Here is a 25,094-nt window from a genome sequence, read left to right on the forward strand (position 1 = left end):
AAAAATTATTGTCAGCCCCGAGAGAGGTAAAAATCTATTTTTCACACCCCGAGTAAAATAATAAATTATAAATATTTCGTATCTTTGTCATACACATTCAAAGTGCTATGGTCATGAGAGAGCCTTGTCGAAACCGTCTTTTTCTGAAAATTGTCTTATGCGGAGTCCTATTCATAGGTCTTGCCTCCAACTACTGCCTGGCTCGAAACTACTCATCCAACCTGAAACAGTTTCTCCAAGAGACCCAACAAATATATACAGCCGGAAACCTCAAAGACAAGAGTCATGCCTCTCAGAACCAAGCCTATATCGACTCAACAACACACCTGTTGCAAACGGCATCGCTCCCCGACTCGACTGCGATAGCCACCCTGTACGACATGGCGGTCAAGCTCAGTGAGAGCCGACTTTACAACCCCACCATCGAATACACCAAACTGGCCCGGCGCTTCCTGCAGGAGAACTTTTCCGACGGGCTCGACAAGGAGAAGGCCATCGTCAATCTGGCTCTTATCCAGGCTTCGGCCTATCAGTCGTTGGGCATGTCGACCCCGGCCATCAACATCTACTTCAACACCCTCGAAGAGACCAAAAAGTATCGCATGGACGATATGACGGCCATCATCTACAACAACCTGGGCAGCACGTTTCAGCATCAAAAAGAGTATGCTCAAGCCGATACCTTTTTCAACAAGGCGATACAACTCAACGAGGCTCATAAAGACAAGCAGAAACTGTTTGTCAACTACAACAACCTGGCTATCACCTACGCCAAACAGCAAAATCACGACAAGGCCCTGGAATACGCCTTCCTGGCCATACACCAGCTCGATGCCGAGAAGGACAAAGACATGATTATGCTCATGCAACAGAGCATTGCCTCGATCTATCTCAATCGCAACGAACCGCTGCTGGCTCTGAAAATCATACAAGAGGTGGAGAAATACCAGCTTCAAAAGGGGCAAAGTCCCTTTCTCATCTATACCTACCGGCTGCTGGCTCAAATATACCTGCAGCTCAACCGCACCGACGCGGCACTGGAGGCCCTGCAAAAGGCGAAACAACAAGCCGACCTCTGCCACAACGACAAGGAACTGGTTCCCCTGCTGAACCTGTTTGCCAAAATCTATGCCGAGAAAAACGAATATGCCAACGCCTACCGCAACCTGGCCCGGGCCGTATCGATCAAAGATTCCCTGTCCGACATCGAGAACCGACACCAGGTTACCGATATTGAAGAGATGTATCTGGCCGGGCAGGAGCGCAACCGGCAAGAGGCAATGGCGGCCGAGCAGGCGCGAGAAAGAAATATTATCGTCTACACGCTGTTGGGAATCATTATCGCCGTGATGGTGGTCGTTCTGCTCCGTTACCGAACCAACTTGGCACACAAACGAGCCGACAAAGAGGCTTCGATACAAAAGACTCACCAACAGTTCAAGAGCGAATTGCAACAGAAAGAGGGCGAAAAGGAGCAGTTGGAAGAGCAGATTGCCATCCAGGACGAACAGTTGATGCAACTGAAAAAAGAGCTGACCTCGCTCTCGATTCAATCGGTACAGAACGAAAACTACATCGAGAAACTAAACGAAGAGATGAAGAGACTCCTACTCGAAATCAATGTCAAGGAGACCGAAAAACGGAAACACATCAAAGAGATTATCTCGAAAATCAATCAATACAACACCCAAAGCAGCTGGGAGGAGTTCCGCTACCGATTTGAAAACGTACAAGACTCGTTCTTCCAAAAGCTGTCGGCTCAATACCCCGACTTGACCACCAACGACCAGCACCTCTGTGCCCTGCTGAGGCTGGGCCTCTCGACCAAGGAGATTGCCGCCATCACCTTCAAGGAGGTGCGCAGCATCGAATCGGGCCGAAACCGGTTGCGCAAAAAGCTGGGACTCTCCGAAAAAGAGGACCTGGTCAAATTCCTGACCCGGTTTTAATCTCGCGGCTATTCACACACCCTCCTCGCACAGGCGTCCCTGCCAGGTATCGCGTTCGCGCATGCGACGCAACAGACGGGCGGTAAACTCGTGGTTCTTAAGTCCCCAGTTGGGGGCAATGAGCAGCGAGGCAGGCGACTGCGACACAAACCGCTCGATGGCGATGCGGGGCGACAGCCGTTCGGCAAAGTCGATAGCCAGGTCTATGTACTCGTCGACCGCATAGAGGTGGAAATCCTGCGGCCGCTCCTCATACTCGCGAGCCATGCGGGTGTGCCTGATGAGCTGCAACTGATGCAGCTTGAGGGTATCGAGAGGCAACTGCGACATGCGGCGGGCATGGTCGAGCATCTGTGCCCGGGTCTCGCCCGGCAATCCCAATATCAGGTGGGCACCCACAAGCACCCCGGCAGCCGCAGTGCGACGAATGGCATCGGCCGAGGCGGCAAAGTCGTGTCCGCGGTTGATGCGTCGCAGGGTCTCGTCGCAGGTACTCTCCACCCCATACTCCACCAGCACGAAGGTGCGGTGCGACAGCTCGGCCAGATAGGCGAGCAGGTCGTCGGGCATGCAGTCGGGGCGCGTACCGATGATAATGCCCACCACACCGGGGTGAGCCAGCGCCTCCTCGTACTTGCGTTTCAGCTCCTCAAGTTCTCCATACGTATTGGTATAGGCCTGGAAATAGGCCAGATAGCGCATATCGGGATATTTACGGGCAAAAAAGGCGATACCCTCGTCGATCTGGCAGGTAATGCTCTTGCCCGTATGGCAATAGTCGGGGCTGAAAGTCTGGTTGTTGCAATAGGTGCACCCCCCTACCCCGATAGTGCCGTCGCGGTTGGGGCAGGTAAAGCCGGCATGCAACGAGATTTTCTGCACCTTGCCGTCGAAGCGAGAGCCCAGGAAATCGGCAAAATCGCGATAGCGCTTCCGCTCCATCATCCTCAATGCCCGAAACGGTTATAAAACTCGGTCACGGCCACGATACCCTTCTCGTACATCTCCATGAGGAAGTTCTCGTTGGGCGAGTGGGTGGCGTCCGACTCCAGGCCGAAGCCCATCAAGACCGATTTCACGCCCAGCACCTTCTCGAAGGTGGCGATAATGGGGATACTGCCTCCGCGACGCACGGCCAGCGGCTGTTTGCCGAAAGCCAGCGTATAGCCCTGCTCGGCAGCCTTGTAGGCCGGCAGGTCGATGGGACATACATAGCTCTCGCCACCGTGCATGGGAGTAACCTTCACCTTCACGCTGCGGGGAGCCACCGACTCGATATAGTCGATAAACATCTGCGAAATCTTCTCGTGGTTCTGGTGGGGTACCAGGCGGCACGACACCTTGGCATAGGCTTTCGAGGGGAGCACCGTCTTGGCACCCTCGCCCGTATAGCCGCCCCAGATGCCGCAAATGTCGAACGTGGGGCGAATGGCCGTACGCTCCAGCGGAGAGAATCCAACCTCACCGGCCAGCTCGTCGACATCGATGGCCTGCTTGTATTTCGTCTCGTCGTAAGGCACGGCACCCAGCATGGCCCGCTCTTCGGCCGAGACATTCTCTACATCGTCGTAGAAGTGCGGGATAACGATACGTCCGTTGCCGTCGACCACCCCGGCCAGCATCTTGCACAGCTCGTTGATGGGGTTGGCCACCGTACCGCCGAAGATACCCGAATGCAGGTCGCGGTTGGGACCGGTCACCTCGATTTCCCAATAGGCCAGACCGCGCAACCCCGTCGTAATCGACGGCGTTTCGAGCCCCACCATACTGGTGTCGGAGACCAGAATCACGTCGCACCGCAACAGGTCGAGGTGCGTTTTGCAAAACTCCTCGACACCGGGCGAGCCAATCTCTTCGCCACCCTCGATCAGGAACTTCACGTTGCAGCACAGCAACCCTTCGCGCACGGCAATCTCGAAGGCCTTCAGCTGAATGAAGCCCTGCCCCTTGTCGTCGTCGGCACCACGGCCCCACAGGCGCCCCTCCTTGATGACCGGCTCGAAAGGCTCGGTGTGCCACAACTCCAGCGGCTCGACGGGCATCACGTCGTAGTGGGCATAGACCAGCACCGTGGGATAAGACGGGTCGACCAACTTCTCGGCAAAGACCACCGGCGAGGCCGACGTAGGCATCACCTCGGCCCGGTCGGCACCGGCTTCGAGCAGCAACTCGCGCCACCGCTCGGCGCAGCGCAGCATGTCGTCCTTATGTTCGGGCAAAGCGCTTATCGAAGGGATGCGCAACAACGAAAACAGCTCGTCGAAGAAGCGATCGCGATGATCGGCTATATACTTTCGTGTATCCATATCGGTTATGTTTTTATAGTTTATGACTTTGTGCCAACAGATAGTAATCGAGCATCACCATGGCCGCCATGGCCTCGACCACGGGCACGGCCCGCGGCAGCACGCAAGGGTCGTGACGCCCCTTGGCCTTCAACACCGTGGGGGTTCCCTGCACGTCGACCGTCTCGATGTCGCGCAACAAGGTAGCCACCGGCTTGAATGCCACCCTGAAGTAAATATCCTCGCCGTTGGAGATACCCCCCTGGATACCCCCCGAGTAATTGGTGCGTGTGGCGATGTGGCCGTCGTGCGACTCGAACACGTCGTTCACCTGCGAACCCCGGCATTTCGCCCCGGCGAAACCCATGCCATACTCAAACCCCTTGGCGGCATTGATGCTGAGCATGGCACTGCCCAGAGCAGCGTGCAGCTTGTTGAAAACCGGCTCGCCCAGCCCCACGGGCACATGACGGATAACCCCGGTGATGACTCCGCCCACGGTATCGCCCTGCGACTTCACCTCGGCAATCAGCTGCTCCATCTGCCGAGCCATCCCGGCATCGGGGCAACGCACGGCATTCCGCTCAATCTCGGCCGGGTCGTAATCGCGATAGTCGCCAGACAGCGCCAACTCGCCCACCTGCGAGGTATAGGCCCACAACTCGATACCCAACTGCTTGAGCACCAACTTGGCCAGAGCCCCGGCCACACAGCGGGCTATCGTCTCGCGGGCCGACGAGCGGCCTCCGCCCCGGTGGTCGCGCACCCCATACTTGCGGGTATAGGTATAATCGGCATGCGAGGGGCGGAAGAGCTCCCGCATGTTGTCATAGTCGGAGGAGTGCTGATTCTCGTTCCACACCACAAACCCGATAGGGGCACCGGTGGTCTTTCCCTCGAAGATTCCCGACAGGAATTCGACCCGGTCGCTCTCCCGGCGGGGAGTCACCAGAGCCGACTGTCCCGGACGACGCCGGTCGAGCTCATGCTGTATAAAATCCATATCGACCGATATACCGGCAGGCATACCGTCGACAACGCCCCCGATGGCCGGGCCGTGCGACTCGCCGAACGAGGTGAGCGTGAAAAGATTTCCTATCGTATTCATCTATCCGTCTATGCTGGTTATACATATATGCTATACAAAGATAGAAAAAAAGTCCGAATAGATAATGCTCCGACAAAATTCAACAACCCGAAACCACCATTTCTCTCTCTCCGCAAGCTACAGGCAGGGCAACCGATAAAAGAAGGCGGGGACTGCCTCATCGAGAGGAGCCCCCGCCCTGTATGCGATACCGCTGTTATCCCGGCGGATGTTCATTACTCTACATCACCAAAAGCCTGCTTCCAGATATCCTGGCGCAAGTCGACCAGAACAAGCGCCGTGATAAGAGACGTTCTCCGCGACCCGCCAAAAGGTTTAGGCAATTGAATGGTATAAGCCACGTCGCCCATGGAAGGGATTGCCGGATTCTCATCATAGGTAATACCAAGTCGGATAATGGCGGCCCCGTTGGCATCCTGATCGACCAGGTTGTTGTCGCAATAGTAGATGTGCGACACATATCCCTCCTCGTCGAACTCGGCACCCCAGATGGTCATGGCATGCAGACTCTCTCCTCCGGTGGTAAATTTATAGGCCGTAAACCCGATTGCCTTGTTCTCGGTGAAGGCCCGTTTCATCATCTCGTTGAAATTCTCCTTGGACATGTTGCGACTGTCCTCGATAATAGTCGCCGTTCTTGACCACGACCGAGAAGTCGGTCGAGTTGTCGCTTCGCAGCAAATACTCTACCTCGTCCATTGCCACACTCTTGCCGGTATCGGTATCCATATACCACCGATACGAGGCTCCTTGAGCCGACGATACCCAACAAAGGGCACAAACGAGCACCATGAAATAAGGGAATCTGAATTTTCTTATTCGTTTTTATTTAAATTGATTCATACTATACACTTGGTCACATCGCAGCCATTCGACCACATTTGCATCGCTGCACAACAGGGAGAAATCCAGGATGGAATCACCACCATCCGATATTGGAATCGGCACATACACAACCGTTTCGGTCAGTCCGAAGGGCAGACAAGCCACCCGTTCGCCGGGCAAGGATAAACAAATTTCCCAAAATCTGCCGAGAGCAAACAATTTTCTCCCTCATTTATTATAATTATTATCAAATACCATATCGTTTTTTTTCTTACTTTTGTGAAGCAAATTCTAAAACCCAAATGATATGAAATCTATTAAAGTTCTGTCTTGTATTCTGATAGCCGGTATGCTGTTTACAGGTTGTAACATGTCAAATACCGGCAAAGGAGCCCTCATCGGAGGCGGTAGCGGTGCTGCTGTAGGTGCCGGATTGGGTGCCATCTTCGGAAAAGGCAAAGGTGCTGCCATCGGTGCCGCCGTAGGTGCTGCCGTAGGTACGACCGCCGGAGCCCTCATCGGTAAAAAAATGGATAAGGCTGCCGAACAAGCCAAACAGGTAGAAGGCGCACAGGTCGAGCAGGTAACCGACAATAACGGTCTGCAGGCTGTAAAGGTAACCTTCGACTCGGGCATCCTCTTCTCGACGAGCAGCTCTACCCTCAGCGCATCGGCCAAAGCCGCTCTGAGCAAGTTTGCCAACAACGTGCTGAACCAGAACCGCGACATGGATGTCGCCATCTATGGATATACCGACAATCAGGGCTGGAAAAACTCGACGGCCGAGCAAAGCTACCAGAAGAACCTGAACCTGTCGCAAGAGCGCGCACAGAGCGTAGCCAGCTACCTGCTGGGTTGCGGTGTGTCGTCGATACAAATCAAGACCGTCGAGGGCATGGGCGAGGCTAACCCCGTTGCCGACAACTCGACCGCTGCCGGCCGCCAGGAGAACCGCCGGGTAGAAGTATACCTCTACGCCAGCCAGCAGATGATTCAGCAGGCCGAAGCCGGAACGCTTTAAGCCGCACCTCTCACAGCACGAACCCGGCCCTCGAAAGCCGGGGCTTGTTTGCCCCACAGCATCGGCCATACCTACCGACGGGATGGCCGACAGGGTCTTGTGAGCCTCTATAAACCTATATTGACAATAAAAAAAATCGAAATAATGAAAACTGTTTATTTATTTCTCGCTACAGGATTTGAAGAAATGGAAGCCCTCACGGTTGTAGACATGCTGCGTCGTGCCGGAATCGACATCACCACGGTTTCCATCTCGCGCAATCTTCAAGTCGAGGGATCGCATGGAGTTACCGTAACCGCCGACTGTACCTGGGTAGAGCTGTCGGCCGATGATGTAGAATGGCTTGTCCTGCCCGGTGGAATGCCCGGCACCAAACACTTGAGCGAATGCAAGCCCCTCGTGTCGCTGCTGCAACGCCAGGCTGCCGCCAACAAACACATTGCCGCCATCTGTGCAGCCCCCTCGGTATTGGGTCAGGCCGGACTGCTCAACGGCTACAAAGCCACCTGCTACCCCGGTTTCGAACAATTCCTTACGGGTGCCACCGTCACCGGCGAACTCGTAACCATCGACCGCAACATCATCACGGGCAAGGGCCCGGCTGCTGCCATCCCCTTTGCCACTGCCATCATCGCCCAAATTGCCGGCGAAGAGAAGGCCAAAGAGGTGAGAGCTGCCATGCTGCTGTAATCGGCAGAAATAAATCACTGCATAAAAAAACTCCGGTCCTTTCGAGAACCGGAGTTTTTTTATATCGCGAATCGCAGGTTGCGGGGCATTAACCCACAACCAGCGAAACCATCTTTTCCAACGCATCGGACAGGTGCTCGGCATTCTTACCGCCGGCCTGTGCGAAGTAAGGCTGTCCGCCACCGCCACCCTGTATCAGTTTGGCAGCTTCGCGCACGATAGCCGACGCATTCTTGCCATCGGCCACCACGTCGTTGCTAAACATCACCGTCAACAACGGTTTGTCGTTGTCCTTGGTAGCAGCTACAAAAGCCAATCCCTCGGCCACCTCGTTGCGCAGCATGAAGGCGATGCCCTTCACGACATCGGCAGGCATAGGCCCGATGAAACGAATCAGCTTCATACCGTTGACATTCTCGGCCGTCTTGAGCATGCGCTCCTTCATATCTGCCATTTTCTCCTTCACATACTCCTCGGCCTGCTTGCGCAGCTCGGTATTCTCATCGATAGCCTTGTGGATAGCCTGTATCAGGTTGGGAGCATTGTTGAAGAGAGTCGCTATCTCCTTGAGCGAATCCTGCAACGAGTAGATTGTCTCCTCTACACGGGCTCCCGTGATGGCCTCGATACGGCGGATACCGGCCGCAATCGAACTCTCGGTCACAATCTTGATCATACCGATGTTACCGGTATTGGCCACGTGGGTACCGCCACACAGCTCAACCGACGACCCGAAACGGATTACCCGCACCTCTTCGCCGTACTTCTCGCCGAAGAGAGCCATGGCTCCCATGGCCTTGGCCTCGGCAATGGGCACGTTGCGACGCTCGTCCAGCGGAATGGCTTCGCGCACCTTGCGGTTGGCCAAAATCTCTACCTGACGCAACTCTTCGTCGGTCACCTTCTTGAAGTGCGAGAAGTCGAAGCGCAGCGACTGGGGCGATACATACGAACCTTTTTGCTCGACATGCGTACCCAGCACCTCGCGCAGGGCCTCGTGCAGCAAGTGGGTGGCCGTGTGGTTGCAGGCCGTAGCCTGGCGGGCCTCCTTGTCGACAACGGCATGGAACTGAGCCGTCACCTCCTCGGGCATGTGCTCGGTAATGTGTATACCCAGGTTGTTTTCCCGTTTCGTCTGCAGAATCTCTACCGTCTCGTTGGCCGAAATCAGTTTGCCGGTATCGCCTACCTGGCCACCCATCTCGGCATAGAAGGGGGTGCGGTCGAGCACAATCTGGTAATATTCCTTGTTTTTCTGTTTTACCTTACGGTAGCGCAGGATGCGGCAGTCGCACTCCAGCATGTCGTAGCCCACAAACTCGGGCTCGCCCTCGCGCAGCACTACCCAGTCGCTCGTCTCTACGGCAGCGGCATTGCGGGCTCGCTCTTTCTGCTGCTGCATCTGGGCGTTGAATCCGTCGAGGTCTACCCCCATGCCCTTCTCCTTGAGGATGAGCTCGGTCAGGTCGATGGGGAATCCGTAGGTATCGTAGAGGGTAAAGGCATCTACCCCGCTTATCTCGTTCTTGCCGGCAGCCTTGGCATCGGCTACCACCTTGTCGAGCAGCTTGATACCGGTCTCGAGCGTACGCAAGAAGGCATCTTCCTCCTCCTTGATTACCTTGCCGATGAGCACCTTCTGCTCCTTCAGCTCGGGATAGGCATCGCCCATCGTCTCGATGAGAATATCGAGCAGCTTGTAGAGGAAGGCCTGTTTCTGACCCAGGAAGGTGTAACCGTAACGCACGGCCCGGCGCAAGATACGGCGGATTACATAGCCGGCCTTGGCATTCGAAGGCAACTGTCCGTCGGTAATCGAGAAGGCGATGGTGCGGATGTGGTCGGCAATCACACGCATGGCGATGTCGACCTTGGGGTCTTCGCCGTAGGTCTTGCCGCAGAGGCGGCCAATCTCCTTGATGATGGGCTGGAACACGTCGGTATCGTAGTTCGAGGTCTTGCCCTGCAAAGCCATACAAAGGCGTTCGAAACCCATACCCGTATCGATTACCCGGGCAGGCAGCGGCTCGAGCGAACCGTCGGCCTTGCGGTTGTATTGCATGAACACGAGGTTCCAGATCTCGATTACCTGCGGGTGGCTCTGGTTCACGAGCGTGAGGCCATCGACCTCGGCCCGCTCGGCATCGCTACGCAGGTCGATATGAATTTCGGAGCAGGGACCGCAGGGACCCGTATCACCCATTTCCCAGAAGTTGTCGTGACGGTTACCGTTGATAATGTGCTCCTTGGGCAGATGAGCCTCCCAGTACGAGGCAGCCTCGTTGTCGCGCTCGAGCCCTTCGGGAGCATAGCCCTCGAACACCGTAGCATACAAGCGGTCGGGATCGATTTTGAGCACATCGACCAGATATTCCCAGGCCCAGTTGATGGCCTCTTTCTTGAAGTAGTCGCCAAACGACCAGTTGCCCAGCATCTCGAACATGGTATGGTGATAGGTATCGAGACCCACCTCTTCCAAATCGTTGTGCTTGCCGCTCACGCGCAGGCACTTCTGTGAATCCGCGACTCTCTTGTATTTGGCAGGAACATTGCCCAGGATAATATCCTTGAACTGGTTCATGCCCGCATTGGTAAACATCAATGTAGGGTCGTCTTTAATGACCATAGGAGCCGACGGCACAATCTGGTGGCCTCGTTCCCTAAAAAAATCCTTAAACGATTCACGAATCTCTTTTGCTGTAAGCATAACAATCTAATTAAATTAAGTTCTTACGACGCTCCCGCTCCGTTACCGAAGCCGAAATCGCCTGTCTGGTATCTTAATATTACCAAAAACAATTTGCAAAAATAGCTCAATTTATTATTTTTGTGACCATGTGCAGATAAAAAAATGTTCAACAACATCTTTTTTTTGACGATTTACCCCGACGGGTGCCGATAGGACCGGCCTGTTAGTTATATCCATGAGTAAAAAGGTTTTCTACATATACAACCCCAAGACACTGACCTACGAACGGGTGTACCCCTCCCTGCGCCAACGTATCGCCGTGGTGCTGCGCCACCTGCTCGTCGGGGGAGTCATCAGTATCGCACTCGTGGCCGGCCTCTACTTTTGGCTGGGCTCGCCCAAAGAGGAGATTCTCAAGCTCGAAAACGAGCAGATGAAGACTCAATACAAACTCCTCTCCAAACGGGTAGATGCGGCACTGGCCGTGATGAGCGACCTGCAACAGCGCGACGACAACATGTACCGCGTGGTGCTGCAAGCCGAGCCCGTGAATGCCGAGGTGCGCGACAACGGCATCTACAACCCCAGCCGGTATGCCGACCTGCTGAAGATGAGCGATGCCCAGCTGGTTGTATCGACCAGCCAGAAGGTCGACAACCTCACCCGCCAGGTCTATGTGCAATGCAACTCGATGAACGAACTCGTGAAGCTGGCTCAGGGACAGGAGGAGCGCATCAAGCACCTGCCCGCCATACAGCCGGTAGCCAACAAAGACCTCAAGCGCACCGCCTCGGGCTACGGCTATCGGGTCGACCCGGTATACAAGACCACCAAGTTTCACGAAGGCATGGACTTCTCGGCCAACATAGGAACCCCCGTCTACGCCACCGGCAACGGCAAGGTGATCGAGACCGGCTGGCAACAGGGCTATGGCAATACGGTCGTCATCGACCACGGCTACGACTACAAGACCCGCTACGCCCACCTGAACAAGATTCTGGTACGACAAGGTCAAACGGTCGTTCGCGGCGAAGAGATTGCCGAGGTGGGCAACACCGGCAAATCGACCGGGCCTCACCTCCACTACGAGGTATTGTATAAGGGGAAGGCTCAGAACCCCATCAACTACTATTTCTTCGACCTATCGCCCGAAGACTACGACCGCATGATTCAACTGGCCGAAAATCAGGGCCGTGTCATGGACTAACCTAATACGCTATCGCATGAAAGAGACAGATCCCGAAAAACAAAAGCTCTACTACACCATCGGCGAGGTTTCCGAAATGCTCGATGTGAACCCCTCGCTCCTCCGTTTCTGGGAGTCGGAGTTCAAGACCATCAAGCCCAAACGCTCACCCAAGGGCACCCGATACTATTCGCAAAAAGACATCGAGGAGATCAAACTCATCCACTACCTGCTCAAGGAGCGCAAGCTGAAAATCGAAGGGGCCAGGCAAATCCTCAAAAACAAACGCGAAAGCGTGACCCGCACCCAGCAGGTGGTCGAGCGACTCAAAGCCTTGCGCAACGAACTTGCCGACATGATTGCCGACATGGATTAGCGGCGGGAGTGCCACCGCGTCCAGAGACGAGGCAACACATAGAGACTCAACAGAAATCCCAGCAGGGCTCCGCAACTGTTGGCGGCAAAGTCGAGCCAGTCGGCACTACGGCCCAGCCCCATCGCCCCTTGCAACAGCTCCATCACACCACCCCACATGACGGCCACAACCATCCACCCGAGACGACCTCGTACCGACGGGCGCCCCACCCGATACAAATCGTAGCTACCCACCACGACCAAAGCCAGATACATGCAGCCATGCACTACCTTGTCGGCCCCCTCGAAGAGGTGCAGCCCCTGGGTATGCACCGGGTCTTGAGCCAACGACAGATAGGTAATGGCCACCAACACGACGATTGTGGGGACAAAAGCCCCGCGCTTGAATAGTTGCATAGATCTCGTTTTTCGTTTTTCCATATAACACCTGTGAGCCGGGAATATCTCAAACCCTCGGGCCGAAGTAGCCGGCGCGGCAACAAAGTTAACACTTGCTCCCGGTAAAACCAAATACCTCCGTTGCGGCTTATCTGCCTCAAAGCCATGCGACTCGGTGCAGCCTCGAAGACTACACTTTTATACCAAAATCGTCAAATCTCCTTTTTATCATTACTTTTGCAGTCGAATAGATTAAAAATTTATATTTTTGCAATCATATTCCGAAAATGTCATAACGATGGGAGAACAAGCAAAATTTGCAACAAAACTGGGTATTATCGCCACCACAGTGGGCTCGGCGGTAGGATTGGGAAACATCTGGCGATTCCCCTACGAAGCCGGTATGAACGGCGGCGGAGCCTTCCTGATGGTTTATATTCTGTGTGTACTGATACTGGGCATACCGGTCATGTGTGCCGAGTTCATCATAGGCCGGCGCTCCAAGAGCGACACGGTCGACGCCTTCCGCAAACTGGCACCGGGCAGCCGCTGGCACTACATCGGCTACATGGGCATATTGGCCTCAGTCCTCATTCTGGGCTACTACATAGTCATCTCGGGGTGGACCCTCGAGTACCTCTTCCGCGCCCTCGGCAACGACCTGGCCGGGAAAACGGCCGCCGAGTTCAAAGCCGAACAGAATGCCTTTATCCAGAGCGATTTCCGCCCGCTGCTGTGGACCTATCTGTTCTTGATAATCAACTACGTGATTCTGTCGCGAGGGGTACAGAAGGGCATCGAAAAGATGTCGAACATACTCATGCCGCTGCTCTTCGTCATTCTCCTCGTCTTCTGCGTACGGTCGCTCACCCTGCCGGGCTCGAGCGAAGGGCTCGCCTTCTTCCTCCACCCCGACTTCTCCAAAATCACGCCGCAAGTCATCATCCGGGCCATGGGGCAAGCCTTCTTCTCGCTGAGTCTGGGCATGGGCATTCTGGTCACCTACTCCTCCTACTTCACCTCCAAGACTCATCTGATAAAGACCGCCTCGACGGTAGCCGTACTCGACACCACAGTGGCTATTCTGGCCGGGGTCATCATCTTCCCTGCCGTATTCTCCTGCGGTCTCGACCCCGTGGCCGGCCCCGACCTCGTGTTTGTCACCCTGCCCAATGTCTTCAACCAGATGCCGGTATCGGCGCTGTGGTCGGTGCTCTTCTTCCTGCTGCTCACGGTGGCGGCGCTCACCTCTACGGTTTCGCTCTTCGAGGTGGCAGTCGCTTTCCTCATCAACTACATGCACATGAGCCGTAAGAAAGCTACCCGGATAATGATACTCGTCATCGCCCTGCTGAGCACCGTCTGCTCGCTCTCCATCGGGTCGTGGAGCCACATCCGGATTTTCGGGAAGACCATCTTCGATGCCTTCGACTACTTCTCGGCCATCATCCTGCTGCCCGTGAGCGGACTGCTCATCAGCATCTTCATCGGCTGGGTACTGAAGCGCAACATCTCGCGCGAGGAGCTCACCAACCGCAACAAGTTGCACGAGCCGCTGTTCAATGCCATCTTCTTCTCGATCAAATACATTGCGCCTGTCATTATCATACTTATCTTCCTGTCGGGATTCGGCATTCTGTAAATGGCACTCAGACGCGACAGCTTCTTCAAACTCTCGAGGGGCGAACGACGAGCCGCCCTGTGGCTGACAGGCATGCTGGCCGTGCTTGCCGTCGCCCGCATGGCCAAGTCATACCTGTTTCTGCACAAAGTTCCCGACACACCGGTACAGGTAGAGGCATTCCGGAATGACTTGAACGTGCTCGACAGCCTGCGCCAGAGCCAGGTCGATGCTACCGATGCACCCGTTACGACCGACCCGAAACCCGGCCCGCCCAAAAAGCTGGATGCGGTTCCGCGCGAAGAGTAGCCAGCCGGACGAAGTTTTTCGTCCAATCATGCCGTGCCATTCAACAAAAAGCGTTATCTTCGCTTAGTTAATCGGCACCCTCGACAGGCCGGTGCCACAAACCGGCCGGGACCGAAACCCGACACCTGCAAGAGATTGTCTATATGATATTTCGCAACGTACCAAACAAACCGCTATCGCTGAATCTGGGAGGAGAACTGGTCTCCCTCTCGAGACCTCTGGTCATGGGTATACTCAACGTCACCCCCGACTCGTTCTACGCCGGGAGCCGCACCCCCGCTCCCGAACAAATTGAGGCACGGGTGCACCAGATTGTCGACGAAGGGGCCGACATCATTGACATCGGGGCCTACTCGTCGCGGCCTCAAGCCGACGACATCGCCCCCGACGAAGAGATGCGCCGCCTCGCTTCGGGGCTCGAAATCATACGCAAGCTCTACCCGCAGGCTCACGTATCGGTCGACACCTTCCGGGCCGACGTTGCCTCACGCTGCGTGCGGGAATACGGGGTGCAGATGGTCAACGACATCTCGGGCGGCGAGCTCGACCCCCGCATGTTCGAAACCGTGGCCGACCTCAAGGTGCCCTACATCCTCATGCACATGAAGGGCACGCCGCAGACGATGATGCAACAGACCCACTACGACCACCTCATCGCCGAGATGCTCTACTACTTTGCCGAGCGCATCGCCCGGCTCGAGAGCCTCGGCGTGAACGACATCATCATCGACCCGGGATTCGGGTTCAGCAAGACCCTCGACGACAACTACCGCCTGATGAACCGGCTCGACGAGTTTGCCCGCATGGGCCGCCCGCTGCTGGTGGGCATATCGCGCAAGTCGATGATATACAAACTGCTGGGCACATCGCCCGACGAGAGTCTGAACGGCACCTCGGTACTCAACACGCTGGCCCTGCTGGGGGGCGCCCATATCCTGCGGGTACACGACGTGAAAGAGGCCGCAGAGACGGTAAAAATAGTTTCAAAAACCTTACAATCTGGAGATTAACATGTTTTCATTCGGCATAAAAGATATTATCGACATACTCATCGTAGCCCTGCTGCTCTACACCCTCTACAAGATGATGAAGGAGTCGGGCACGATAAGCATCTTTACCGGTGTACTGGCCTTCGTGGGCGTGTGGATTGTGGTGAAGCAGATACTCGACATGCGGCTCATCGGCTCGATTATGGACAAGTTCATGAGCGTGGGCCTGCTCATCCTCGTCATTCTGTTTCAGGACGAAATCAAGCGATTCCTCGTGCAGCTGGGCTCGCACAAGCGGTGGCGATTCTTTTTCAACTTCTTCCTCAAGCACAAGGACCAGGGCGAAAAGCCCTATATCATCCCCGTCGTGTATGCCTGCATGAACATGGCCAAGACCAAGACCGGCGCCCTCATCGTCATCGAACAAGGGGTGTCGCTCGACAACTACAAAAACACCGGCGACACCATCAATGCCAACGTGAACGCCCGCCTCATCGAAAACATCTTTTTCAAGAACAGCCCCCTGCACGACGGTGCCCTCATCATCGCCGACAACCGCCTGGCCGCAGCGGCCTGCATTCTGCCGGTATCGCACAACAACAAGATTCCCAAGTCGATGGGGCTTCGCCACCGCTCGGCACTGGGCATCACCGAGGTGACCGACGCGCTGGCCATTGTCGTGTCGGAAGAGACGGGCAACATTTCGCTTGCCCACAATGGCAAAATCACCACCAAGATTTCGGGTAAAGACCTGGAGCGCATGTTGGTACAGGAGTCTATCGACTGATACGAAAACACTGCGAACGGGCCCGATGCAAGAGACTCGTACCCCACGGTTCCCATCCGCCGGCTGCAATCGAAATCGTCTTACCAATATCTGCAAATAAAAGTCAGGTAACCGAACTGCCCCGATGCAAGGCAGTTCAATCTTTGTCGTGCGGTGTCGCCGGGCGCGACTTCTGCACGGCCAGCGTATTGCGCTCCCAGAATACCCCGTCGGCATAACCCTGTATCGACGGGTCGCTCTCGGCCAGACACAACCGCTTGGCCGCCCACAGGCAATACTCCTCGTTCACCTCCACCCCCAGGTAACGGCGATTCAGCTTCCTGGCCACCACGGCCGAGGTGCCGCTCCCCAGGAAGGGGTCGAACACGAGGTCGCCCTCGCGCGACGAGGCCAGAATGAGCTTGGCATAGAGTTTCTCGGGTTTCTGGGTGGGATGGTCGGTATTCTCGGGCATCGACCAGAAGGGGATGCTGATATCGTCCCAGAAGTTCGAGGGGCAGGTGAGGCGGAAGTTTCCGGCACTCGTCTCCTGCCAGTCCTTGGGCTTGCCGTCCTGCCGATAGGGGGCTATCACCCGCCGCTTCTGCTTGACCGCCTCCACATCGAAATAGTAGTGCCGGGCATCCTTCACGCCGAACCAAATATCCTCCATCGCATTCTTCCAGTTGTGCAGGGCCCCTTTGCCCTTCTCGCGCTGCCAGGTGATGCGGTTGAGCACCGTAAGCTCCTCGTCCATCACCGTCTGTAAGGCCGCCGTACAACGCCAGTCGCCGCACAGGTAGAGCGACCCGGTGGACTTCAGCTTCTCGCACACCCGGTGGAACCAGCTGCGCAGATAATCCAGATAAGCCTCGTGCGAACGGGCCTGAAAGCTCATACCGTGAAAGTTTTTCGACAGATTATAGGGCGGGTCTACGATAATGAGGTCGGCCACACGGTCGGGGATACGGTCGAGCACGGCCAGCAGGTCGCCTTGGATGATGCGGTTGTCGAAGTCGAAATCCGCCGTCACCCGCCCGGCCGGGGTGATGAGCGGGCGCAACCGCTCCACCTCGTCGGGTTCGACGGTCAGGGTCCTGTTGTTTTTGGCTCGTCTCTTTTCCATACGACAGAAACAGGCAGCGTCCATATCGCCGCCCCGAAAGATGCGTGAAGATACGCAATTTTCTGCAGAAAGCCCCGCCCCACCCCCCAAAAAAAACGGGATGCGAAACAAATCCGCACCCCGCTATATCATACAAAGTTTTATGGCTCTTACGAACGGTTGGCCCGCTTGCGCTCGGTCTCGTCGAGAATAATCTTACGCAGACGCAGGTGGTGAGGCGTCACCTCTACATACTCATCTTCCTTGATGTATTCGAGGGCCTCCTCGAGGCTGAAGATAACCGGCGGCACGATACGGGCCTTGTCGTCGGCACCCGACGCACGCATGTTGGTCAGCTTCTTCGACTTGGTCACATTCACCACAATATCGTTCTCCTTGGCATTCTCGCCCACTACCTGACCGGCATAGACCTCCTCTTGCGGGAAGATGAAGAAGCGGCCGCGATCTTGCAGCTTGTCGATGGCATAGGCATAGGCCGTGCCCGACTCCATGGCGATGAGCGAGCCGTTGGTACGGCGCTCGATATTCCCCTTCCAGGGTTGATATTCGAGGAACCGGTGCGCCATGATGGCCTCGCCGGCCGAAGCCGTCAGCACATTGGTACGCAGACCAATGATACCGCGCGAAGGTATCTGGAACTCGATGTGGATGCGGTCGTTCTGGGTCGTCATCGACACCATCTCGCCCTTGCGGCGGGTAACCATATCGATAATCTTGCTGGCATACTCCTCGGGCAGGTTGATGGTGAGCAGCTCGATGGGCTCGCACTTCTGCCCGTCGATCTCCTTGATGATAACCTGCGGCTGACCTACCTGCAACTCGTAGCCCTCGCGACGCATGGTCTCGATCAGGACCGACAAGTGCAGCACGCCACGGCCATAGACCGTCCAGGCATCGTCGCTGTCGCCACGCTCTACACGCAGGGCCAGGTTCTTGTCGAGCTCGCGTTTCAGACGGTCGGCAATGTGGCGCGAAGTCACATACTTACCATCCTTACCAAAGAAGGGCGAGTCGTTGATGGTGAACAGCATCGACATCGTAGGCTCGTCGATGGCGATACGCGGCAGAGGCTCGGGCTCGGCAGCATCGGCAATGGTGTCGCCAATCTCGAAATTCTCGATACCCACGAGGGCACAAATGTCGCCCGAAGCTACCGACTGCACCTTGGTACGGCCCATACCCTCGAACACGTCGAGCTCCTTGATGCGTTGCTTTACGGTCGAACCGTCTTTCTTGCACAACGAAACCTCCATGCCCTCTTTCAACACGCCCCGGTGCACACGGCCCACGGCGATACGGCCTACATACGACGAGTAGTCGAGCGAGGTGATAAGCATCTGGGGAGTACCCTCGAGATACTGAGGTTCGGGGATGTATTCGATAATGGCATCGAGCAGCGCCGTAATGTTGTCGGTAGGTTTACGCCAGTCGGTCGAGAACCACCCCTGCTTGGCCGAACCGTATATGGTGGGGAAGTCGAGCTGGTCTTCGGTTGCATCGAGGCTGCACATCAGGTCGAAGACCATCTCCTGCACCTCGTCGGGGCGACAGTTGGGCTTGTCGACCTTGTTGATAACCACAATCGGCTTCAGCCCTATCTCGATAGCCTTCTGCAAGACAAACCGGGTCTGGGGCATCGGGCCCTCGAAGGCATCGACCAGCAGCAGACAGCCGTCGGCCATGTTGAGCACACGCTCCACCTCGCCACCGAAATCGGCGTGCCCCGGAGTATCTATAATATTGATTTTGTAATCCTTGTAACGAATAGAAACATTCTTGGAGAGAATCGTGATACCTCGTTCACGCTCCAAATCATTGTTATCCAATATCAACTCTCCGGAGTTCTGGTTCTCGCGAAAAAGATGTCCGGCCAAAAGCATTTTGTCTACCAGCGTCGTCTTGCCGTGGTCGACGTGAGCGATAATCGCAATGTTTCTGATTTTCTGCATATAACCTATTTTAACCAAGTAGAGAGACCCAACCGCCACGCGAGTTGCGCATGCGCTTGCCTCTACGTTTCAAGGTGCAAAGTTACTATATTTTTTTGAAATGATACATCACTCTATTACTTTTAGTAATGACTTACCCCACTCTTCACGCCTCAGATACACCTCACTATCCCTGCACAACCACCCGGATGGACCACCTTTCAAAAAAAGAACAGCCAAATGTTTGTATACTCAAAAACAAATAACTACCTTTGTGCGCTCAATAATTTATTAACAACAAAACTCAAAGAAATGTACTTAGATTCTGAGAAAAAGAAAGAGATCTTTGGGAAATACGGAAAGTCCAATACTGATACTGGCTCACCCGAAGCGCAGATTGCATTATTTTCCTACCGTATAGCCCATTTGACTGAGCACTTGAAGTCAAATCACAAAGATCATAGCACTGAACGAGCTCTTAAAATGTTGGTTGGTAAACGTCGTCGTTTGCTCGACTACCTCATCAAGGTCGACATCAACCGCTACCGTGCCATCATCGCACAAAAAGAGCTGGGTATCAGAAAGTAATTCTTTACGCTACACAGCAAAAAGAAAAGCGATTCGAAAACGAATCGCTTTTTTTGTATCCTTACCGAAGGTGCCGGCCCACTCAATCGTCATAGCGCTCCATTTCATAGCCATAGTCGAGCGAGCTATAATTGTCGCTATAAAGAATCAGCGTAGTGGCATAATCCTCGTCCCGACCATAGGCCCACAAATTGGCCCGATAGTGGAACATCTCGCCATCGCCACTAAGATCGACCCACTCTTTGTAGAACTCGTGATAAGCGCTGCCTTCTTCCGACTCAAAACCAAACACGAAGCCGACGAAGCCGTCGCCATCGAGGTCGCACGGGCAAGTATAATCGGTAATCATCTCCGACGGGAGGGTGCCCCCACCCAGACTTTGACGGTTCAAAACCACCTCACTCGAGAAATGGAAATGTGCCTGGCCGTTGGAAAACTCAATCCACTCAATCGAACAGGGCAGTTCTTCACCCACATAGGCCATCTCGCCCGACGGGTTCTCGACATAACCGGCTTTTACTACCCGCCACTTACCGGCCAGAGCCGTGGTATAATTCCCTTGTATGGGTTCGTCGTCGCCCCCGAAAAGGTCGTCCATCAACTCGCTGCACGAGGTCAGAGAGACTACCGTCAGGGAGACCAGCAGCATCCGCAATATACTATCTTTCAGTCTCATATTCTTCTTTTTATTAAACTCACAAACTCATAGCTTGTACAATCAGTCGTCGTAACGCTTCATCTCATAGCCAAAGTCGACACACTCGGCATTGGTGCCATAGAGCACAAGCGTGGTGGCATAGTCCTCGTCCTTGCCATAGGCCCACTGACGCACCGACGAGTAGAATATCTCTCCGGTATCGCCCATATCATACTCGGTATAGGTCTCGACATAGCTGTCCCGATCGCTGTCGTATCTGAACCCGAAGACGAAATTATGGAAACCACTCCCGTCGAGTTCACACGTACAAGTATAATCGGTCATGGTTGTCGAGGGTCTCTCACTCCCGCCAAAGACGAGGTAATCGAGGGTTACCGGCTGTGAAAAGTGGAAATGCGCCTGACCGTTGGAAAATTCGACCCACTCGAGCGAACAGGGCACTTCACCCCCTTCTCTCACATGAGCCATCTCTTCCGGTACATTTTCAATATCCCCGGCAGCTACGACCCTCCACTTCCCGGCGAGAGCCGTCGAGAAATTACTCTGAATGGGGTCGTCCTCTCCATCTCCAAAAAGTTCCTCCATCAATTCGCCGCACGATGTGAAAGAAAGCAGCGCACTCAGGCACAGCAATGCGCCTGTCAGTTTCCTTAATGTTTTCATTGCTATTATACGATAAGAGTTTATCTATTCAGTCCTGTATTTACGTATATTCAGTTTCTACGCCTCAAAGATAACACTTTTTTACAAGTCCAAGGTTGATGAACGGACATTTTTTCTCGCCTCACCCTCACCCGCCCCCTCTTGCTTCCTCCTATTAAGCCACAGGGCCGCAGCTGTCGAATACAGCCGCGGCCCTGCCTTTCTTTTATCCCGGGAAAGGTTCTATATGCGTTCCAGAACGGTCTGGATAAGATCCGAGACGGCCGTCTTGTAGTTGGGGTTGGCGTGATGGGCCACCCGATTGGCAATGATGCTGCACACGGTCATGGCCTTGTGCCCCATCAACTTCGACAATCCGGCCAGAGCCGAACTCTCCATCTCGTAGTTGGTCACCACGTAGCGACCATACTTGAAGGCCTCGATTTTCTTGTTCAGCTCGGGGTCGGCCAGAGGCAGACGCAACTCACGGCCCTGCGGCCCATAGAAACCGTTGGCCGATATGGTCACGCCACGCACCATATCGTCACCCCCGATACGGGCCACCAGCTCGGGGTCGCTGTCGACTACATAGGGAGCGGCCCACAGCGGATTCCACTTGACCGACTCGCAAAAGGCCTTCTCAAACTCGAGGTCGCACACCTCGTTGCGACGGGCGTAGAAGTTGAGCACACCGTCGAAGCCGATAGACTTCTCGGCAATGACCGGCGTACCTATGGGCACATGGGGTTGCAACCCGCCCGAGGTTCCCACCCGCACAAGGGTCAACTGGCGGAACTGGGGCTTTTCGTAACGCGTCGTAAAGTCGATATTGGCCAGGGCATCGAGTTCGTTGACCACGATGTCGATATTGTCGGTACCGATGCCGTGCGAGAGGCACATCAGCGGTTTCCCCTTATAGGTACCGCCTATGGTATGAAACTCCCGGCTCGAAACCTCGAAATCGCGGGTGTCGAAAAACGAAGCGACCAGATTGACCCGACCGGGGTCACCGACCAGGATTACCTTGTCTCTCAACTGCTCGGGGAGCAAATGCAGATGGAACGCACTGCCATCGGCATTGATAATAAATTCAGACTCTGGGAAATGTTTCATATTGCTAAAAATTTTACCACGCCGCCCGATTGGGGACGGCGTGGTACGAATATACGGATTGTGAGTGAATCGGCGAAATTGTTTCGCCTAATTTTGTCTAAAAGGATCTGATTCGCCCTGGCAGATGTCCGTTGCACTCCGAGGAGAGAACCTCGGCGGCACCACCCCCATCACTCTTGCTTCTCGGCAGTCTTCTTGGGAGTCTCGGCCTTAGCCTCTTTCTCCTTCTTGGCCTCGGCTCGTTTGGAGTGGCGCTCGGTGCGTGCCGACTTCAACTCTTTCTGCAACATCTCAATCTCGGCAGCCTGGTTCTTGATGGTTGTCAACAAGGCGTTCAACTCCTCGTTTTCAATCGACTCGGGATACTGGGCCTCGACGCGTACGATAAAGTCGCTCAACACATTCATGTAGTTGGTGAATGCCTCGTAAGGACTGTCGTAGGGGCTGTAATGGCTGTGCACGGCACCGTCGGAGAGATACTTCGTGCACATGTAGTAGAAGTGGTCGCTGGCCTGCAGATAGTTCCAGTCTTGTTTCAGGCGGCGGTCGTCGCACAGGCGCACCCGCTCGGCTACCGAATAGAGTTTGCGGAAGGCCTCGTTCTGCAACGTGTTACCCAACCAGGCACTGGTATCGCGAGCCTCGTCGGCCCACGACATGGGATAAGGTACCGACAGTGCGTCGACCGGTTTGAGTTTGCTGATGGCTTCGGTAGGCGTGCAGAAACCTATCCCCTCTTGCTCGGCAAAGCGAGGCAAAGCCTTCATAAACTCGAAGATGCCCGACTCGCGCGGTTGCAGCTCGCCCAGCGTCTCGTAGTTCATAAAGAGGTTGACGATAGGCTCCTCGGCCGGGGTATTCTTGATCCACGAGATAAACTTGTCGGCCGTGAGAGGATAGTCACTCCACTCGTAGTTGGAGAAGCGGAACGAAATGTCGTCGCTCATCTTGTAGTTCTTCAGCAACATTTTCAGTTTGGGAGCCGCAGCCGAGCAGTAAAGGTAGTTGGGACTCTTCCAACCCAGGATGTGCTTGGCCCCTTCGGTGATAACCCCCTTGAAGCCCATCGAGGCAATCATCGAAGCTATATCGTCGGAGAATATCAACTCGGTATTGCGGAATACCTTGGGTTTCACGCCAAAGAGTTGCTCGATTTTCTCGTCGTGGTGTTTTACCTGAATCTTGAACTCCTCGGGATCGGCCAACGAAGCAAGCGAGTGGGCGTATGTCTCCGAGAGAATCTCCACGCAATCGGTCTTGACCAACTCCTTCATGCTGTCGATAAACTCGGGCACATAAATCTCGAGTTGCTCGAGAGCTACACCCGATATCGAGAAAGCCACCTTGAACTTGCCGTTGGCATTCTTGATCATCTCGAGCAGCGTGGCATTGGCCGGCAGATACGACCGTTGAGCAATGCGGGTGATAATATCGTCGTTGGCAAAGTCGTCGTAGTAGTAGTGGTCGTTACCTATGTCAAAGAAACGATAGCGTTTCAATCGAAACGGTTGATGAATTTGAAAATAGAAACAAATTGTTTTCATATAAGGTTGTGTTTTTTCATTTATTTATAATTGCGCAGCACATTGTGGTAGATGTCGAGTACCTTCTGGCCGGCATACTTCCACTTAATCTCGTTTACTTCACGCTCGCCCTCTTCGCGCAACTGTTTATAGATGGCGGGATAGGTGATGATCGAATAGATAGCGTCGGCCATAGCGTCGATGTCCCAATAGTCGATTTTGATGACATTGGTCAAAATCTCGGCACAGCCCGACTGTTTCGAAATGATCGAAGGCACGCCCACCTGCATGGCCTCGAGCGGCGAGATACCGAACGGCTCCGATACCGACGGCATCACATACACGTCGCTGGCCTTCAACATCTCGTAGACCTGACGTCCCCGCAAGAATCCGGTGAAGTGGAAGCGGTCCGATATGTTGCGTTGTGCCGACAACATAATCATCTTGTTCATCATGTCGCCGCTACCAGCCATTACAAACCGCACGTTGTTGGTCTTGCGCAATACCCGGGCAGCCGCCTCGACAAAGTATTCGGGTCCTTTCTGCATGGTGATGCGGCCCAGGAAGGTAACCACCTTTTCCTTCGGATTGTGCGGCACCTCTATCGACTTGATTTCGTCGCTCAACGGCTCCACGGCATTATGTACCGTAGTCACCTTGGCCGGGTCGATGTGATACTTGTCGATAACCGTCTGGCGCGTGAGGTTGCTCACCGTGATGATGTGGTCGGCATGCAACATACCGTCGCGCTCGATGTTGTAGACCGTAGGGTTCACATTACCCCGGCTGCGGTCGAAGTCGGTCGCATGCACATGAATCACCAACGGCTTGCCGCTCACCTGCTTGGCATGAATGCCGGCAGGATAGGTGAGCCAGTCGTGCGAGTGAATGATGTCGAACTGCTCGGTGCGGGCAATCACACCGGCTACGATAGAATAGTTGTTGATCTCTTCCATGAGGTTGTCGGGATAGCGCCCCGAAAACTCGATACAACCCAGGTCATTGGTCTTCAGATAATTGAAATCTGCATAGATATGACTGCGAAGGTCGAAATACTCCTGCGGGTCCATGCAGTAGCCGTAGCGTTGCTGCACGTAATCCCAACTTACATCGCGCCAGGCGACAGGGGTATTGGCGGCCCCGATTATATGAGCAAAAGTTTTATCCTCATCTCCGTAGGGTTTAGGTATGACAAAGGTGATTTCAATATCGCCACACTCGGCCATGCCTTTGGTCAGGCCATAACTGGCCGTGCCCAAACCTCCCAGAATATGAGGGGGAAATTCCCAACCAAACATTAGCGCTTTCATAGATATAGGAATTAG

The 25,094-nt window shown here is 54.7% G+C and carries 23 protein-coding genes; 10 read left to right on the plus strand and 13 right to left on the minus strand.

Annotation, left to right across the window (positions count from 1 at the left end):
* The first annotated feature begins 113 nt into the window (after positions 1–113).
* Positions 114–1,949: a tetratricopeptide repeat protein gene (locus B5F38_RS05190; protein WP_158096844.1), complete on the plus strand. Its 1,836-nt coding sequence runs from the start codon at positions 114–116 to the stop codon at positions 1,947–1,949.
* Positions 1,950–1,961: 12 nt separating this feature from the next.
* Here B5F38_RS05190 and B5F38_RS05195 read toward each other — a convergent pair whose 3' ends face one another.
* From B5F38_RS05195 to B5F38_RS05210, 4 genes are all read right to left on the minus strand, one after another.
* A complete protein-coding gene (locus B5F38_RS05195) occupies positions 1,962–2,894 on the minus strand; it encodes a TIGR01212 family radical SAM protein (RefSeq protein ID WP_087408244.1) in 933 nt (310 codons plus the stop codon).
* Positions 2,895–2,896: 2 nt separating this feature from the next.
* On the minus strand, positions 2,897–4,255 hold the full coding sequence (locus tag B5F38_RS05200; RefSeq protein WP_087408245.1) for a dipeptidase: 1,359 nt from the start codon (positions 4,253–4,255) through the stop codon (positions 2,897–2,899).
* 13 nt (positions 4,256–4,268) lie between these two features.
* Positions 4,269–5,342 (minus strand): chorismate synthase, encoded by a 1,074-nt coding sequence (gene aroC / locus B5F38_RS05205; RefSeq protein ID WP_087408246.1) that lies wholly within the window; start codon positions 5,340–5,342, stop codon positions 4,269–4,271.
* Between the two features lie 215 nt (positions 5,343–5,557).
* On the minus strand, positions 5,558–5,947 hold the full coding sequence (locus B5F38_RS05210) for an IdeS/Mac family cysteine endopeptidase (RefSeq protein ID WP_087408247.1): 390 nt from the start codon (positions 5,945–5,947) through the stop codon (positions 5,558–5,560).
* 527 nt (positions 5,948–6,474) lie between these two features.
* On the opposite strand from B5F38_RS05210, the gene B5F38_RS05215 reads away from it, so the two are divergent.
* On the plus strand, positions 6,475–7,188 hold the full coding sequence (locus B5F38_RS05215) for an OmpA family protein (protein WP_087408248.1): 714 nt from the start codon (positions 6,475–6,477) through the stop codon (positions 7,186–7,188).
* Positions 7,189–7,332: 144 nt separating this feature from the next.
* A complete protein-coding gene (locus tag B5F38_RS05220; protein ID WP_087408249.1) occupies positions 7,333–7,878 on the plus strand; it encodes a DJ-1 family glyoxalase III in 546 nt (181 codons plus the stop codon).
* An 88-nt stretch (positions 7,879–7,966) separates the two neighbouring features.
* On the opposite strand, the gene alaS is transcribed toward B5F38_RS05220, so the two are convergent.
* The gene (gene alaS / locus B5F38_RS05225) at positions 7,967–10,585 is read right to left on the minus strand and encodes an alanine--tRNA ligase (RefSeq protein WP_087408250.1); all 2,619 of its coding nucleotides are present in this window, start codon (positions 10,583–10,585) and stop codon (positions 7,967–7,969) included.
* A gap of 217 nt (positions 10,586–10,802) precedes the next feature.
* Here alaS and B5F38_RS05230 point away from each other — a divergent pair, with 217 nt between their 5' ends.
* Both B5F38_RS05230 and B5F38_RS05235 read left to right on the plus strand, forming a co-directional pair.
* Positions 10,803–11,774: a M23 family metallopeptidase gene (locus B5F38_RS05230; RefSeq protein WP_087408251.1), complete on the plus strand. Its 972-nt coding sequence runs from the start codon at positions 10,803–10,805 to the stop codon at positions 11,772–11,774.
* Between the two features lie 16 nt (positions 11,775–11,790).
* On the plus strand, positions 11,791–12,129 hold the full coding sequence (locus B5F38_RS05235; protein WP_087408252.1) for a MerR family transcriptional regulator: 339 nt from the start codon (positions 11,791–11,793) through the stop codon (positions 12,127–12,129).
* Here B5F38_RS05235 and B5F38_RS05240 read toward each other — a convergent pair.
* Positions 12,126–12,524, minus strand: coding sequence for a hypothetical protein (locus tag B5F38_RS05240; RefSeq protein ID WP_087408253.1), 399 nt, complete (start codon positions 12,522–12,524; stop codon positions 12,126–12,128). The genes B5F38_RS05235 and B5F38_RS05240 overlap by 4 nt on opposite strands.
* A gap of 274 nt (positions 12,525–12,798) precedes the next feature.
* Here B5F38_RS05240 and B5F38_RS05245 point away from each other — a divergent pair, with 274 nt between their 5' ends.
* The 4 genes from B5F38_RS05245 (at position 12,799) to cdaA (ending at position 16,212) form a co-directional block, all read left to right on the plus strand.
* Positions 12,799–14,148: a sodium-dependent transporter gene (locus B5F38_RS05245; RefSeq protein WP_162611674.1), complete on the plus strand. Its 1,350-nt coding sequence runs from the start codon at positions 12,799–12,801 to the stop codon at positions 14,146–14,148.
* A complete protein-coding gene (locus tag B5F38_RS05250; protein WP_087408255.1) occupies positions 14,149–14,436 on the plus strand; it encodes a hypothetical protein in 288 nt (95 codons plus the stop codon).
* 143 nt (positions 14,437–14,579) lie between these two features.
* The gene (gene folP / locus B5F38_RS05255) at positions 14,580–15,446 is read left to right on the plus strand and encodes a dihydropteroate synthase (protein WP_087408256.1); all 867 of its coding nucleotides are present in this window, start codon (positions 14,580–14,582) and stop codon (positions 15,444–15,446) included.
* 1 nt (position 15,447) lies between these two features.
* On the plus strand, positions 15,448–16,212 hold the full coding sequence (cdaA, locus tag B5F38_RS05260) for a diadenylate cyclase CdaA (protein WP_087408257.1): 765 nt from the start codon (positions 15,448–15,450) through the stop codon (positions 16,210–16,212).
* A 136-nt stretch (positions 16,213–16,348) separates the two neighbouring features.
* Here the strand turns inward: cdaA and B5F38_RS05265 are convergent, their stop codons facing one another.
* Both B5F38_RS05265 and typA read right to left on the minus strand, forming a co-directional pair.
* Positions 16,349–17,317, minus strand: a complete 969-nt coding sequence (locus tag B5F38_RS05265) for a DNA methyltransferase (protein ID WP_087408291.1) — start codon at positions 17,315–17,317, stop codon at positions 16,349–16,351.
* 149 nt (positions 17,318–17,466) lie between these two features.
* The gene (typA, locus tag B5F38_RS05270; RefSeq protein WP_087408258.1) at positions 17,467–19,266 is read right to left on the minus strand and encodes a translational GTPase TypA; all 1,800 of its coding nucleotides are present in this window, start codon (positions 19,264–19,266) and stop codon (positions 17,467–17,469) included.
* A 291-nt stretch (positions 19,267–19,557) separates the two neighbouring features.
* Between typA and rpsO the strand changes: the two genes are divergently transcribed.
* Positions 19,558–19,833, plus strand: a complete 276-nt coding sequence (gene rpsO / locus B5F38_RS05275) for a 30S ribosomal protein S15 (protein ID WP_025278228.1) — start codon at positions 19,558–19,560, stop codon at positions 19,831–19,833.
* 82 nt (positions 19,834–19,915) lie between these two features.
* Here the strand turns inward: rpsO and B5F38_RS05280 are convergent, their stop codons facing one another.
* The 5 genes from B5F38_RS05280 to B5F38_RS05300 all read right to left on the minus strand — a co-directional run bounded on the left by B5F38_RS05280 (position 19,916) and on the right by B5F38_RS05300 (position 25,079).
* Entirely contained in the window at positions 19,916–20,509 is a 594-nt protein-coding gene (locus B5F38_RS05280; RefSeq protein WP_143240916.1) for a hypothetical protein, read from the minus strand.
* A gap of 42 nt (positions 20,510–20,551) precedes the next feature.
* Entirely contained in the window at positions 20,552–21,154 is a 603-nt protein-coding gene (locus B5F38_RS05285; protein WP_143240917.1) for a hypothetical protein, read from the minus strand.
* A gap of 222 nt (positions 21,155–21,376) precedes the next feature.
* Positions 21,377–22,246 (minus strand): nucleoside phosphorylase, encoded by an 870-nt coding sequence (locus B5F38_RS05290; protein ID WP_087408261.1) that lies wholly within the window; start codon positions 22,244–22,246, stop codon positions 21,377–21,379.
* A gap of 170 nt (positions 22,247–22,416) precedes the next feature.
* Positions 22,417–23,790, minus strand: coding sequence for a glycoside hydrolase family 57 protein (locus tag B5F38_RS05295; RefSeq protein ID WP_087408262.1), 1,374 nt, complete (start codon positions 23,788–23,790; stop codon positions 22,417–22,419).
* Between the two features lie 20 nt (positions 23,791–23,810).
* Entirely contained in the window at positions 23,811–25,079 is a 1,269-nt protein-coding gene (locus B5F38_RS05300; RefSeq protein WP_087408263.1) for a glycosyltransferase family 4 protein, read from the minus strand.
* Between the last annotated feature and the right edge of the window lie 15 nt (positions 25,080–25,094).

This window comes from Barnesiella sp. An22, from assembly GCF_002159975.1.
GTDB classification, from domain to species: Bacteria; Bacteroidota; Bacteroidia; order Bacteroidales; family Barnesiellaceae; genus Barnesiella; species Barnesiella merdigallinarum.